Source organism: Streptomyces sp. NTD91 (assembly GCF_059510455.1).
In genome coordinates this window covers 297,834-312,320 of sequence record NZ_JCAJZW010000004.1, presented here as the reverse complement: position 1 = coordinate 312,320, position 14,487 = coordinate 297,834, and the positions used below count along the sequence as shown (strand labels likewise).

Sequence of the window (14,487 nt, the reverse complement as noted above, 5' to 3'; positions counted from 1 at the left end):
CGCGGTTCCGACTCTATCAGACCCTTTCGGCGTCTGACCCCCAGTCAGCGGGGCTTGTCCTCCGGGCCGTTGGGCCGTTCCGACATCCCAAACCTTAGCGGATCCGCTCGGCGATTCCCAATCGGGGTACCGGGCTCCATTCGAATCGAATTCGGGCACGCCGAAATCAACCCGTCCGGGAGATCGTGCTGCTGGTGTGAGGGGTGCCGCTCGGGGCGGCCTAGTGTTGCCGACGAACCGTTACGGCTCTGTGGCAACCCGACGAACTTTACGGATCGCCCAGGGGCGTGTCAACACCCCTCTGTCAAGATTTTTTACGCCGGTCTCAGTCGAGGTCGCTGAGGCGGCCGCCGGCGTCCGGCTGGGCGTGCTCCACCCGGCGCAGGAGTCTCGTCAGGACCTCGCCGAGCACCGCGCGCTCCGCCGGAGTGAGGTCCTGGAGCAGGTCCTCCTCGAAGACGGTCGCCAGGCGCATGGCCTCCAGCCACTTCTCTCGTCCCTCCGGGGTCAGCTCGACGATGACTCGGACGCGGTTGGACTCGTCCCTTTCACGGGTGACCAGTCCTTCGGAGACCATGCGGTCGATCCGGTGGGTCATCGCGGCCGGGGTGAGGCCGAGCCGCTTGGCGAGGTCGCCGGGACCCATGCGATAGGGAGCGCCGGAGAGGACGAGCGCCTTGAGCACCTCCCACTCGGCATTGCTGATGCCGAGGCCGGAGGTCTGGCGGCCGTAGGCGACGTTCATCCGGCGGTTGAGCCGGGACAGCGCCGACACGATCTTCTCCACCTGGGGGTCCAGGTCCTGGAACTCGCGCTGGTAGGCGGCGATCTGCTCTTCGAGCGTCGGCTCTGTGACGTCGGGGGCTGTGTCGGCCATGGGCGCAGTATCGCACGCAGCGCCTTTGCGTCGAAGTCCTTCCATGTGTAGTCTTTAGCTTCGAACTTTAGCTTTGAAGTCTTCAGGACTAACTAGTGAGAGAGGTGAACGTGACCAGGGCGATGGGCGCAGCGATGCGCCGGATCCACGTGGGCAACGCACTCAGCGCGTTCGGGCTCGGCTTCACCGTCCCCTACCTGTACGTCTATGTGGCGCAGGTCCGAGGGCTGGGAGCCGTGACGGCGGGTCTCGTACTCGCCGTCTTCGCTGTGGCCGCGCTGATCGTGCTGCCGTTCGCCGGTCGGGCGATCGTGCGGCGCGGCCCGCTGCCGGTCCTGCTCGCCGCCCTGGCCACCGCCGCGCTCGGCGCGCTGAGTCTGGGCCTCGCGGGCAGCGCCGACGCCGTACTGGTGTCGGCCGCGGCGCTCGGTGCCGGTCAGGCCGTGATGCAGCCGGCGCTGGCGACGATGATCGTGGACTGCTCCACGACCGACACGCGGTCGCGGGCGTTCGCCGTGCAGTTCTTCCTGCAGAACCTGGGGCTCGGTACGGGCGGCCTCATCGGCGGTCATCTCGTCGACACCACGCGCGTATCGTCGTTCACGCTGCTCTTCTCCATCGAGGCGGCGATGTTCCTGCTGCTGGTCGGAGTGATGGCGACCGTGCGGACGCCGCACTCACCGCTGATCACGGACGCGCCCGCGCGGTCGGCGAGGGGCAGCTGGAAGCAACTGCTCGGGAACCGGGCGATGGTGCAGCTGTGTGTGTTGGGATTCGTACTGTTCTTCGCCTGCTACGGCCAGTTCGAGTCAGGGCTGAGCGCGTACGGCGTCGAGGCGGCCGGGATATCCACTTCGGCACTGGGGACGGCGCTGGCGGCGAACACCCTGATGATCGTGGTGGCCCAGTTCGCGGTGCTGAAGCTCGTGGAGCGGAGCCGACGGTCCCGGGTCATCGCCGGGGTCGGTCTGATCTGGGCCGTGGCCTGGGTCGCCGCGGGGTACGCGGGGCTCGGGCACGGCAGCCGTGAGATGGCGACGGCCGCGTTCGTGTCGACGTATGCGCTGTTCGGGCTGGGAGAGGCGATGTTGTCGCCGACGGTCGCGCCGCTGGTCGCCGACCTGGCGCCCGAGGGGATGGCCGGGCAGTACAACTCCGCGTTCGCGCTGGTCAAGCAGCTTGCGCTGGCGGTCGGTCCGGCTGTGGGAGGTCCTCTGGGTGCCTCGCTCCCCACCTCGTACATCGTGACCTTCCTGGCGTTCTCGCTGGGGATCACGGTGTTGGCGCTGCGGCTCGGGCGACAGCTGACCTCCGTCCAGGACCAGCCCCGGCTGGCGCGCGGGAGCCGGGTGGTCGCCCGGGGTGGGGCGCCTGCGGAAGCCATGACTGCGTAGCCCCTGGCGGCACGCACCCGCACCGGGCGACAGCCGGAGGCCCCTCGGCGTCCAGGGGGTTTCGTTCGGATCAGGTCGGACGGCCCGCGGCGTCCGGTCGGGTGCATCGCAAGGCGGAGGACCACCCGCGTACTGGTGGGCGTACGCGGGCGGTCCCACAACGCGGCGAGGTGCCGTGCCGGGCGTCGCGGACCCGGGCTGATGCAGAACCCCCTAACCCTTCGGCAGTACGAACTCGCACCACACGGCCTTGCCGCCCCCGGGGGTGCGTCGGCAGCCCCAGGCCGACGCGATCGTCGCCACGATGGCGATCCCCCTTCCCGACTCGTCCCCCGGTTCCGCGCGCCGCCGGCGCGGGAGGTGGTCGTCGCCGTCCGTCACCTCGATGATCAGGCGGCGGTCGGTGCGGCGGAGCCGCAGTCGCATCGGCGGCGTGCCGTGCTGGAGGGAGTTGGCGACCAGCTCGCTCGCGGCGAGGACGCCGAGGTCGTGCAGCTCGGCCGGGAAGCGCCAGCTCGTCAGCACGCCGGAGGCGAACGCACGGGCCCGAGGGGCCGCCTCGACGCCCCCGAGGAGTTCCAGGGCGGCGTTGCGGAACAGATCGCCGTCGGGGCCCGTGCGGGCGGGGTGCTGGAGGACGAGGACGGCGACGTCGTCGTCGTGGTCTGCGGTGACACCGGCCGAGCGGACCAGGCGGTCGCAGACGACCTGCGGGGTTCCCGTCGCGCCGGCGAGGGCGCCCTCCAGCGCCGCGATGCCGTCGTCCAGGTCCTCGTCCCGGCGCTCGACCAGGCCGTCCGTGTAGAGGACGGCGGTGGATCCCGGGCCCAGGGCGATGGAGCCGGAGGAGTGCATCCAGCCGCCGGTGCCGAGCGGCGGCCCGGTGGGCTCGTCGGCGCGGGAGACCGTGCCGCTCTCGTCACGGACCAGGATCGGGAGGTGGCCGGCGGAGGCGTACACCAGGCGGCCCTCGTTGGGGTCGTGGACGGCGTAGACGCAGGTGGCGATCTGGTTGGCGTCGATCTCGGTGGCGAGGCCGTCCAGCAGCTGGAGCACCTCGTGCGGGGGCAGGTCCAGGCGCGCGTACGCCCGGACGGCCGTCCGCAGCTGACCCATGACCGCTGCCGCGCGCACGCCCCGGCCCATCACGTCCCCGATGACCAGGGCCGTGCGGCCGCCGCCGAGGGTGATCACGTCGTACCAGTCGCCGCCGACCGCGGCCTCGGTGCCGCCGGGCTGGTAGGTGGCGGCGATGCGCAGGTCGTCGGGTTCTTCCAGTTCCTGCGGCAGCAGGGAGCGCTGGAGGGTGACCGCCGTCTCGCGCTGGCGGCGTTCGCTGGCGCGCAGCCGCTCGGCGGCCTCGGCGTGGTCGGTGACGTCGGTGGCGAAGACGAGCACGCCGCCGTCGCGGTCGCCGTCCTCGTCGACCGGGGTGCAGGTGAAGGTGTAGGAGCGGCCGTCGACGGCCTTGCGGGACTTCAGGGTGCGGGGCTTGCCGCTGCGCAGCACCTGGTCGAGGAGCGGGAGCAGACCCAGCTCGGACAGCTCCGGGAGCGCCTCGCGCGCGGGTTCGCCGGCCGGCCGTACGCCGAAGGCCGCCGCATAGGCATCGTTGACGTACGCGATGCGGTGCTCGGGTCCGTGCACCAGGGCGACGAGGGCCGGGACGCGGTCGAGGACGTCGCGCGCGGGCAGTTCGTCGACGGCGGGCACCGGGGAGGTGCCGTCGGCCGGCTGTCCGGCACGGGCAACGGGCACGGAGCCTTCCCCCCGCCGGTCCGGGGAGACCTGGGTCTCGGTCCGCGCGGCGGCGCGGCGCTGCGTTCCGGGGAGCCGGGCGCTCCAGCGCGTGAAGTTCACTTGGGAAGAAGCCTCGTGGGTGCTTAAGGGCGGGCGGGCGGCCCGTCGGAGGACGTGGGGCAGTCTGACAGGCGGCGCGCCGCGGCGACATCCGTCAGACGCCTGGGCGGGCCGGGGAGTTCCTGGATCCGGTCAGGACGACCCGTTCGGGTCGTCCGAGGGGCTGTGAGGAGGCTTTCCACCGGCAGCGAGTTCGAACTCCGCCCGGGGTTGTTCGAGCGAACCGAGCGAGACGATCTCCCTTTTGAAGAGTCCGGCCAGGGTCCATTCCGCCAGGACCCGGGCCTTTCGGTTGAAGGTGGGCACCCGGCTGAGATGGTAGACGCGGTGCATGAACCAGGCAGGGTAGCCCTTCAGCCTGCGGCCGTAGACCTGGGCGACGCCCTTGTGCAGGCCGAGGGAGGCCACCGAGCCGGCGTACCGGTGGGCGTACGTCTCCAGCGGTTCGCCGCGCAGCGCGTGGGCGATGTTGTCGCCGAGTGTGCGGGCCTGGCGGACGGCGTGCTGGGCGTTGGGGGCGGTGCAGGTGCCGGGTGCGGCGGCGGTGACGTCCGGTACGGCCGCGGCGTCTCCGGCCGCCCAGGCGTGTTCGGCACCGTCGACGGTCAGCTGGGCGGTGCACTTCAGCCGGCCGCGCTCGGTGAGCGGCAGGTCGGTGGCGGCCAGCAGGGGGCTGGGCCTGACGCCGGCGGTCCACACGACCGTACGGGTCGGGAAGCGCTGGCCGTCGCTGAGGACGGCGACGCGGTCGGCGCAGGACTCCAGACGGGTTTCGAGCAGGACCTGGATGTTGCGGCGGCGCAGCTGGGTCACGGTGTAGCGGCCCATCTCGGCGCCGACCTCGGGCAGGATCCGGTCCGAGGCCTCCACGAGGATCCACTGCATGTCCTCGGGGCGGACGTTGTGGTAGTAGCGCGCGGCGTAGCGGGCCATGTCCTCCAGTTCGGCGAGTGCCTCCACGCCCGCGTAGCCGCCGCCGACGAAGACGAAGGTGAGGGCGGCGTCGCGGATCGCGGGGTCGCGGGTGGAGGAGGCGATGTCCATCTGCTCGATGACGTGGTTGCGCAGCCTGATCGCCTCTTCGACGGTCTTGAAACCGATGCCGTGCTCGGCCAGGCCGGGGATGGGCAGCGTGCGGGAGATCGAGCCGGGGGCCAGCACCAGTTCGTCGTACTCGAGGAGTTCGGCCGGGTTTCCCTCCTCGGCCGTGGCGAGCGTGGTGACGGCGGCGGTGCGCACCGCGTGGTCGATGGACGTCACCTCGCCGACGACGACATGGCACCGGTCCAGGACGCGCCGCAGCGGTACGACGACATGACGAGGGGAGATCGAACCGGCGGCCGCTTCTGGGAGGAACGGCTGATACGTCATGTAGGGGTCCGGGGTGACTACGGTGATCTCGGCCTCATCCCGTCTGAGCTCGCTCTTCAGCTTGCGCTGGAGCCGCAGTGCCGTGTACATCCCGACGTAGCCGCCGCCGACAACCAGAATGCGCGCACGTTCCTTCACCATCCCATGACGCACCCCGCGCAGTTGTTTGTCCACAGCCTCGGCAATGTGTGTGACCGGCGACCGGGGGTGCGCGGGACCGGGCGTGCCGTCGGGACGGGACGAAAGGGGGCAGGTCAGCGGGGGCGGACGAGAGGGCGTGAAGGCGACGAAAAGGGATGTAGCAGACCCGTACTCCGATCGGGGGGCGCACTGTGCGGAACCTGCCCCTTCTGAATTGACTCCCTCTCAACTATGTTCGTGTGTCGACGGGGTGTAGGGAATGTGGGCGAACGGGTGCCGCGACGGGCGGACCCGGTCGAGAACGACGTCAGTTCCACGCACTTCGCTGCACAGGCGGGGAGTCTCCGGGGGGAGACGTCATTACCGGGGGAATACATGCATGCTCAGGACACGCATTGGTCAACCGCAGCCGCCCTCGCACAGGGCGGCGGGGCGATGAGCGCGGCGGCGGGCAACGGGCGCGCGGACTCTGCGCGTACGACACCGCTGCGGGTGGACGCACAGCGCAATCTGGAGCACGTGCTGCGTGCGGCGCGTGAGGTGTTCGGCGAGCTGGGGTACGGCGCGCCGATGGAGGACGTGGCACGGCGCGCGCGGGTGGGTGTGGGCACCGTGTACCGGCGCTTTCCCAGCAAGGACGTCCTGGTCCGGCGGATTGCCGAGGAGGAGACCGCGCGGCTGACCGAGCAGGCGCGGGCGGCGCTCGGACAGGAGGACGAGCCGTGGTCGGCGCTGTCCCGGTTCCTGCGGACGTCCGTGGCGTCGGGTGCGGGGCGGCTGCTGCCGCCGCAGGTGCTGCGGGTCGGCTCCGCGCCGGACTCCACCGGTCCGACCGCGCCGGGTGCGCCGGTGGGGGCCGCCGAAGAGGCCCGGGTGCCGCAACAGCGGGTGCAGCCGGGAGGCGGGGAGCTTCGGCTGGTGCCGGAATCCGTCAAGGGCGCCGAGGACACCGGGGTCGGGACGTTGCTCGATGTGGTCGGGCAGTTGGTGGAGCGGGCCCGTGCGGCCGGTGAGCTGCGGGCGGACGTGTCGGTGGGGGACGTGTTGCTGGTGATCGCCACGGCGGCGCCGTCCCTGCCGGACGCCGCACAGCAGGCGGCGGCGTCGGCGCGGTTGCTGGACATCCTGTTGGAGGGGCTGCGGTCGCGTCCCGCGTAGCGGGTGGACGGACCCGTGGCCTCCGGGCTGCGGGTCCGTCGCGGCCTGTCCCGGTTCCGCGGCCTGGCCGCGGGTCGAACACGGCCTCGCGCCCCTCAGCGGGTCGCAGTTCACTCTTTCGAGCAGTTGCCGGAAGCCCGTGGCGGCCGAAGCCCTCGGATGAGTGGATGCCGTTCACACGCGGGCCTTGACCGGGAGTCGGCATGGCGCCCTGTGCCGGTGACGGACTGGGCTGGTCGGGGGTCGGGGGCTTTCCGCGACGGGCGTTGACGAGCGGGACGGGGCACGCGGTGACGACACGGGCGCGGAGGCTGCCGGGCCGGAGCGCCCACAGGTGCCGAACCAGGGCGGACCTGCGACTTCCGTGGGGGCGGCGAGAGCGTGCCGGCCCGGCGCGAGGGCAGTGTGCTGCCGCCGCTCCGGGAGACGCCGCCCGACGACGGCCTGCTGATCGAGCGGATGCGCGGCGGTGACGACTCCGCGTACGAGGAGCTGTACCGACGGCATGCGGAAGCCGTACGCCGCTGTGCGCACACCTGCTGCCAAGACGGGCACACCGCCGACGACCTGACGGCAGAGGTCTTCGCGCGGATGCTGCAGGCGGTGCGCGGGGACTGTGGGCCCAAGCACGCCATCCGCGCCTGTCTGCTGACCTCGGTACGGCGTGTCGCCGTGCACTGGGCGAAGTCCGCCCGGCGCGAGCAGCTCGTCGACGACCTGCCGGTGGCTCCGGTCGCCGTCAGCGGCGGGTCGGCCCGGTCCTCGTACGCGGCCGGTGTTGCGGTGGCCACGGCCGACCGTCACCGGCGGCGTTCGGCGGGCGCCGCCGCGCCGAGTTCGCGCAGGACACCCGCCACGCCGAGGCAGGCGCCACGGGCGCGCTCGGACTCGTGGCGCCCGGGCGGCAGGGCCCCGCGCGCGTCGGCCTGTACCCGGGCGGCCTGGCCGGCCTCCGGCTCGGGGCGCGGGTTGCCGTCACGCCAGTGGTCCCCGGCGGCGAACAGCCGAACCGCACCGGCCAGATCTCCGCACCGGGCCCGCAGCCCGGCCGCGGTGTCCACCAGCACCGCCGTGATCGCCTCGGAGCACCGCCGGTCCACGGCCTCGCGCAGCGCCTCGGCGGTGCGCAGGGCCGCGTCGAACTGCGGTGGCGGGGTGCCGCCGCGCGCCACCGCACGGGTCCTCTCGTACAGCTCGCGGGCGTGGGCGATCTGCCCGGAGTGCAGGGCGATGTGCGCGCGCATCAGCAGCACGAAGGCGCGTGACTCCGGCACCGCGTACCGGTCGGCGGCCGCACCCGCCTCGTCCAGCACGGCGAGCGCGGCCTCGGGGTCGCCGGAGCGGTAGGCGATCTCGGCGAGCCGCGCCTTCAGGAACGGCGACTCGGCGTAGGCCCCCACCTCGTAGGCGAGGCGCAGCGCCTCCTCGTACTCGCCGCGGGCCTCGGTGAACCTGCCGCGCGCCATGGCCGCCTCCTCGACCAGCGCCCGCACCCACGCCCGATGCCGGCGCTCGGCCGTCGCGCGCAGTCCGGGGACCTCGGCCGCGCGCTCGGTGGCGTACTCGTGGATCGTCTCCAGCATGCGGTAGCGCATGCCGCCGGAGCCGTCGGGGCCGCAGGGTGCGGCCACGACGAGGGACTTGTCCACCAGGGCGCCGATCAGATCGGCCACCGGGCCGGTGCACACGGCCTCGGCGGCGGCGAGGTCCCGGCCGCCGGCGAACACGGACACCTCGCGCAGCACCGTGCGCTCGTGCGCGTCCAGCAGGTCCCAGGACCAGTCGACGACCGCGCGCAGGGTCTGCTGGCGGGGCAGGACCGTGCGGCTTCCGGAGGTGAGCAGGCGGAAGCGGTCGTCGAGCCGGTCGGCGATCTGCCGCGGGGTCAGCAGCCTGAGCCGGGCGGCGGCCAGCTCGATGGCGAGCGGCAGCCCGTCCAGGCGGCGGCAGATCTCCGCCACGGCCTCGGTGTCGGCGAGCACCGCCTCGGCGTCGGGACGGACTGTCTCGGCGCGCTCGGCGAACAGGCGGTGCGCCTGCTCCGGGACCAGGGGCTCGACCGGGCGAACCGACTCACCGGGGACGCCCAGGGGTTCACGGCTTGTCGCGAGGATCGTGAGCCCCGGGCAGTGGGTGAGGAGGGTCTCGGCGAGGGCGGCGGCCGCGCCGATGACGTGTTCGCAGTTGTCAAGGATCAGGAGTTGGCTGCGCGGGGCGCAGTGCTCGATCAGCAGGGCGACGGGGTCGGCCTGCGGGCTCGCCAGCTCGTTGGTCAGCAGCACCGTCTCGCGCAGACCGAGCGCGCTGACCACCGCGCCGGGCACCGCCTCCGGATGCTCGAGCGGGGCCAGCTCGACCAGCCACGCCTGTGGGAGCCCTGCGGCGGCCTCCTCGGCGAGACGGGTCTTTCCCGAGCCGCCCGGTCCGGTGAGCGTGACCAGGCGAGCCCTGTGCACATCGGAACGAATGGCCTCGAGTTCGGGTTCCCGCCCGACGAAGGACGTCAGACGGGGGCGGAGATTGCCGGTGCGCTCGGGGGGTTGGGCGGGCGTGGCTCGCGCCTCCGACGGCGCCGGTGCCTCCTGTTGCAGCAACGACGCGTGCAGGCCCCGGAGTTCCGGGCCGGGGTCGGTGCCGAGGGTGTCGGCGAGGGTGCGCCGGACCGACTCGTACACGGCGAGGGCGGCGGCGGGGCGGCCGGTGCCGCGCAGGGCGCGGATGAGGAGCGCGTGCAGCGGCTCGTCCAGCGGGTGCGCCGCGGTGAGTTCCGCAAGCTCCGGTACGACGTCGGGGGCGCGCCCGAGTTCGAGGGCGGCGGCGGCGCGGGCACGGGCGGCCTCCAGGCGCAGGGCCTCCGGGCGGGTCGCGGCGGTGCGGTCGGAGAGGTCGGCGAGGGCGGGTCCGTGCCAGAGGGCGAGGGCCTCGGTGAGGGTGCGGTGGCCGGGTCGGCCGCGGCGAGGGCCTTGGTGCCGGTGTGGACGAGGCGCTCGAAGACGTACAGGTCGACATCGTCCTCGGTCGCCTCCAGGCGGTAGCCGCCGGGGGTGGACGTGACGGCGTGGCGGCCGAGGGTGCGGCGGAGGCGGCCGACGAGGGCCTGGAGTGCGGCGGGGGCGTCGCTCGGCTGGCCGTCGGCCCAGATCTCGTCGATGAGGGTTTCGGGGGTGGTGGTGCGGCCCGGGCGCAGCGCCAGGACGGTCAGCAGCGTGCGGAGACGTTGGCCGCCGACGGGCAGGGGGGGTGCCCTGGTCGTCCGCTGCTCGGGTCACGCCCAGGATTCTGTACCGCACCCGGTCATTGTCGCGGGGAGTGCGGGGCGGGGCGACGGGGTTTGCCCGAGCGGTGCCGGTTCGGTGAGCGGTGCCGTACCGAGCGGGGTCCGGGCGCTGCTCGTCGGGAGGTGCCGCTGCACGGTGACGCCGGCGGCACTGCGGCCCCGGAAGGGCGCGGACGGCGCCCCGAGCCTTCACGCACCGGGAGCCAGAGCCCCCCGCCGCGGCTGGATCCCGGAGGGCACCGCACGCGCCCGTGCCGGTGTCCCCGTCCAGCACGTGCCCCGGCGGGAGAGGAGGCGGTGGAGCCACAGTTCCAGGGAGATCAGGTCGGCGAGGCCGTCGAGGGGAAGGGCCTCCCCGTCGGCCGCCGAGCGGAGCGCCTTGCGGACGACGCGGGCCTCCACCAGGCCGGCGTCGGCCAGCAGGGGGCTGGCGAAGAGGTCCTGGAGCGGGTCGGCGGCCACCCGCACGCCCGCGCGGGCGGCCGCTGCGGACGAGGCGTGGGAGGGGGCGCCCCAGCCGGGCGGGAGGTCGGTGACGCCGGCGCCCTCCAGAACCGTACGGAGGATCGTGGAGCGGGCGCCCGGCTGGACGCGCAGGGCCTCCGGGAGGGCGCGGCAGGCGCGGACCACCTGGTTGTCGAGGAACGGCGCGTGCAGACGCTGGGAACGGATCTCGGCGGCCTGCTCCAGGACACGCAGGTCGGCGGCGTAGCGGGCGAGGGCGGCACGCGCGCGGTACTCACCGGGACGCTGGGCGCCGGTCGCCGAGCGGTCCGCCTCCGCCTGGAGCAGAACCGATACTTCGGCCAGTGCCTCCCCCGTCAGCCAGCGGGCGGCCGGCCCGGGTCTGGCCCAGGTCAGCGCGGCGAGGGACGCGCCGACCGCTCCTTTGGGCTCGTCGAAGCGGCGCCGCATCAGCCGCTCGGCCAGCACCTCGAGGCCGGTGCGGTAGGGGGTGCGGGCGAGCCGGCGGGCGGCTCCGTACACGCGCGCGGGGACCATCACCGAGCCGTCGGCCTTGGCGAGCGCGGCGACCGGGCGCACCAGATGGCGCCGTTTACGGTCCATCAGGAGATCGGCGAGGCGGGCGGGGTGGGCGTCCAGGGCCTGCCGGGCGCCGTGGCCGGTGAAGTGGTCGGCGCTGCCGGCGGCGAGCCGGGCGCGATGGCGTGCGGCGGTGACCAGCGAGGGCCCGGGTTCGTCGGTGAGGGGGCCCTCGAGCTCGGCGTACGGCAGGGTCTCCTCGGCGCCGGTGACGACCACGTGGTGCAGGCGCGGGTTGGCGGCGAGGGCGCCGGCGCGCTCCAGTTCGGCCTCGCGGCCGCCGACGGCCAGGTCGTTGAAGGTGACGGCGAGGAGCCGCTCGCCGGCGCCCGTGCCGTGGCCGAGGAGCGTGCCGGGTCTGCCGGGCAGCCCGGCGGCGAGCAGCGCGAGTGTGCCGGAGGCGGGGCCACCGGAGAGGTCGGCGCCGATGCCGGGCACGGGCATGCCGCGCCGGGCCCGCCGCTCGGCCGGGCCCATGCCGGGCACCGGCCCGGGGTCGAGGTCGGGCACGTGCCGGGGTGCCGACAGACGCGCGCGTACCGCCTCCACGAGGGCGTCCCGTACGGCGTCCACGGCGCGGTCGGGGTCGGCGGGGGGCGCGGCCACGGCGAGGGAGGCGACCGGCTCGTACCCGGCGATCTCGCGCGATCCCGCGCGCAGCACGAGCGCGTGTCCCGGCGGGACCCGCCGTACGCCCTCGTACGGGGTGGTGTCGCGCAGCGCGGCCGGTACGTCCGGGGCGGCGAGCAGGGCGGCCAGGTGGCCGAAGTCGAGGTTGGCCTCGATCAGATCGGCCAGCGGCAGCGCTGCGGTGGCGTAGGCGGTGCCGCCGGCCCAGGGGGTGTGGAACACCGGGCGGGCGCCCGCGAGATCGCCGCAGACGGTGATGCGGCGACCGACCTTGACGACGGCGGTGTAACTGCCCGGCCAGGTCGTCAGATGGCGCAGCGCGCCCCCGCGCGCGGTGAACAGGCCGCGCCGCAGCTCGTCGTCGGACGCGCCGCAGATGCCGAGGACGGCGATGCGGTTGTCCGCGTCGGCCTTCACCACGCGCACCTCGTCCGGCCGCCAGTCGCCGACGGCCCACAGCGGATCCGGGTCGCCCCACAGGAGGTGGGAGCCGACCGGATGCAGGGTCTCGCCGTCGTAGCCGGTGGCACCCGCGGAGCCGATTCCGGCGAAGCTCGCGGCGGTGCTGCTCCACCCCACCAACCACCGCATCGACGCCTCCACAGCCTGTGGACAACAGTGCACCGTACGAACCGGACCCCATGCTGCCACGAAGGGGGCGCCGTGGAGGGTCGGCGGCACCGGCTTCGATCGAGGGAACCGCAGGGCACGAGCCCGGTGAGCGCGACTCGAATGCGCCCCCTGTACGCTCCCCCAAACCACCCTTCGCGCCCTGAAGTTGCATGGTCGGGGCGGATGTGCGCCGGGACAGGCAGGGGCGATTTTCAGCCAAATCTGCTGAGCACACAGGAAGATGAGCACGCTCCGTACAGGCCTGCGGCGGGCGTGGAGGCGCGGAAACGCGCACAGTCCGGGAGGCGGGCATCGCCTCCCGGACCGGTCCGCCACCCGCGGGGATGAAGGCGGCGGTGTCCCCCAGCCCACTGGATCCAGTACAGCGGGCCGACCCACGCGAGACCCATGGAACCGCTCTCCCGATGGCCGGAGAAGAGCGCACGGACGGGCGCACGGCCACACGCGCGGGTGCACGTGACGACAGCCCGTGCACGGTGCGTACAGGACCGCACTCTCGTACGGACCACAATCCCGCCATCCGGAAGAATGCCCCTTAACGCTTGGGATGCGGCGAACTACGCTGGGTTTACGAATGCCGCGTGGTTATGCCAGCGCGGCAGCCGTCTGTGTCGAGGGGTGGCGCATGTCCAGGGAGCAACGCGGGCCGAACGAAAAACTCGGCGCCGTTCTCGCCCTCGCGGGAATCAGCAACGCGGGACTCGCGCGGCGCGTCAACGACCTTGGCGCTCAGCGCGGGTTGACTCTTCGCTACGACAAGACCTCCGTGGCGCGCTGGGTGTCGAAGGGGATGGTGCCGCAGGGCGCGGCGCCGCACCTCATCGCGGCCGCCATCGGCCAGAAACTCGGCCGCCCGGTGCCGCTCCACGAGATCGGCCTGGCGGACGCGGATCCCGCACCCGAGGTGGGCCTCGCCTTCCCCAGAGACGTCGGCCAGGCGGTGAAGTCGGCGACGGAGCTGTACCGTCTCGACCTCGCCGGCCGCCGGGCCGGCTCCGGCGGCATCTGGCAGTCGCTCGCCGGATCGTTCGCAGTGAGCGCATACGCAACGCCCGCCTCACGATGGCTGATAACCCCCGCCGACAGCTCGGTCGCGCGGGAGGCCGGCTCGGCCGAGGGCTCCGGCGCACCGATCAAAGTCGGCCACAGCGATGTGCAGAAGCTGCGGGAGGCCGCCGAGGACGCCCGGCGGTGGGACTCCAAGTACGGGGGCGGGGACTGGCGTTCGTCGATGGTGCCGGAGTGCCTGCGGGTGGAGGCGGCGCCGCTGCTGCTCGGCTCGTACTCCGACGAGGTGGGGCGGGCGCTCTTCGGGGCCTCCGCCGAACTGACCCGGCTCGCCGGGTGGATGGCCTTCGACACCGGGCAGCAGGAGGCGGCGCAGCGGTACTACATCCAGGCGCTGCGGCTCGCGCGCGCTGCGGCGGACGTCCCGCTGGGCGGCTATGTGCTGGCCTCCATGTCGCTGCAGGCGACCTACCGCGGCTTCGGCGACGAGGGGGTCGATCTGGCGCAGGCCGCGCTGGAGCGCAATCGCGGGCTGGCGACCGCGCGCACGATGAGTTTCTTCCGGCTGGTGGAGGCGCGGGCACACGCGCGTGCGGGAGACGCGCAGGCCGCCGGGGCCGCACTGAAGGCCGCGGAGGGGTGGCTGGAGCGATCACGGGAGGGGGACAACGACCCCACCTGGCTTGGTTTTTATGGTTATGACCGGTTCGCCGCCGACGCGGCCGAGTGCTATCGCGATCTGAAGGCGCCCCGCCAGGTGCGGCGGTTCACGGAGCAGGCACTGTCGAAGCCGACCGAGGAGTTCGTGCGGTCGCACGGGCTGCGGCTGGTGGTCTCGGCGGTGGCCGAGCTGGAGTCGGGGAATCTCGACGCAGCCTGTGAGCAGGGGGTGCGGGCCGTGGAGGTGGCCGGGCGCATCTCCTCGGCCCGGACCACGGAGTACGTGAAGGACCTGCTGCACCGCCTCGAACCGTACGGGGACGAGCCGAGAGTGGTGGAGCTGCGGGAGCGGGCCCGGCCGCTGCTGATGGCTCCGGCATGAGAACGCTCACCCCCGCGTTTGAAGGCGTTGTCAGTGGCGCAGTGCACTATCG

At 73.3% G+C, this 14,487-nt stretch carries 8 protein-coding genes and 1 pseudogene; 4 read left to right on the top strand and 5 right to left on the bottom strand.

Annotated features, from left to right (window positions below; translation table 11 throughout):
• Positions 1-325: 325 nt before the first annotated feature.
• Complete coding sequence (locus AC5WRT_RS07490; protein ID WP_496092014.1) at positions 326-877, bottom strand: MarR family winged helix-turn-helix transcriptional regulator; 552 nt, start codon at positions 875-877, stop codon at positions 326-328.
• A 134-nt stretch (positions 878-1,011) separates the two neighbouring features.
• Between AC5WRT_RS07490 and AC5WRT_RS07485 the strand changes: the two genes are divergently transcribed.
• A complete protein-coding gene (locus AC5WRT_RS07485) occupies positions 1,012-2,271 on the top strand; it encodes an MFS transporter (RefSeq protein WP_496092321.1) in 1,260 nt (419 codons plus the stop codon).
• A 213-nt stretch (positions 2,272-2,484) separates the two neighbouring features.
• Here the strand turns inward: AC5WRT_RS07485 and AC5WRT_RS07480 are convergent, their stop codons facing one another.
• Positions 2,485-4,131 carry an ATP-binding SpoIIE family protein phosphatase gene (locus AC5WRT_RS07480; RefSeq protein ID WP_496092015.1) on the bottom strand — a complete coding sequence of 549 codons (1,647 nt, stop codon included), beginning with the start codon at positions 4,129-4,131 and terminating at the stop codon, positions 2,485-2,487.
• 132 nt (positions 4,132-4,263) lie between these two features.
• On the bottom strand, positions 4,264-5,643 hold the full coding sequence (locus AC5WRT_RS07475) for an NAD(P)/FAD-dependent oxidoreductase (protein ID WP_496100027.1): 1,380 nt from the start codon (positions 5,641-5,643) through the stop codon (positions 4,264-4,266).
• A 375-nt stretch (positions 5,644-6,018) separates the two neighbouring features.
• Between AC5WRT_RS07475 and AC5WRT_RS07470 the strand changes: the two genes are divergently transcribed.
• Entirely contained in the window at positions 6,019-6,801 is a 783-nt protein-coding gene (locus tag AC5WRT_RS07470) for a TetR/AcrR family transcriptional regulator (RefSeq protein WP_496092017.1), read from the top strand.
• 459 nt (positions 6,802-7,260) lie between these two features.
• Entirely contained in the window at positions 7,261-8,148 is an 888-nt protein-coding gene (locus AC5WRT_RS07465; protein WP_496092322.1) for a sigma factor, read from the top strand.
• Positions 8,149-8,270: 122 nt separating this feature from the next.
• Here AC5WRT_RS07465 and AC5WRT_RS07460 read toward each other — a convergent pair.
• Positions 8,271-10,091, bottom strand: a pseudogene (locus AC5WRT_RS07460) (AfsR/SARP family transcriptional regulator); the annotation flags it as partial.
• A gap of 176 nt (positions 10,092-10,267) precedes the next feature.
• Positions 10,268-12,343, bottom strand: a complete 2,076-nt coding sequence (locus tag AC5WRT_RS07455; protein ID WP_496100026.1) for an asparagine synthase-related protein — start codon at positions 12,341-12,343, stop codon at positions 10,268-10,270.
• Positions 12,344-13,010: 667 nt separating this feature from the next.
• On the opposite strand from AC5WRT_RS07455, the gene AC5WRT_RS07450 reads away from it, so the two are divergent.
• Positions 13,011-14,435: an NsdA family TPR-like regulatory protein gene (locus tag AC5WRT_RS07450; RefSeq protein WP_496092019.1), complete on the top strand. Its 1,425-nt coding sequence runs from the start codon at positions 13,011-13,013 to the stop codon at positions 14,433-14,435.
• Positions 14,436-14,487 lie beyond the last annotated feature (52 nt).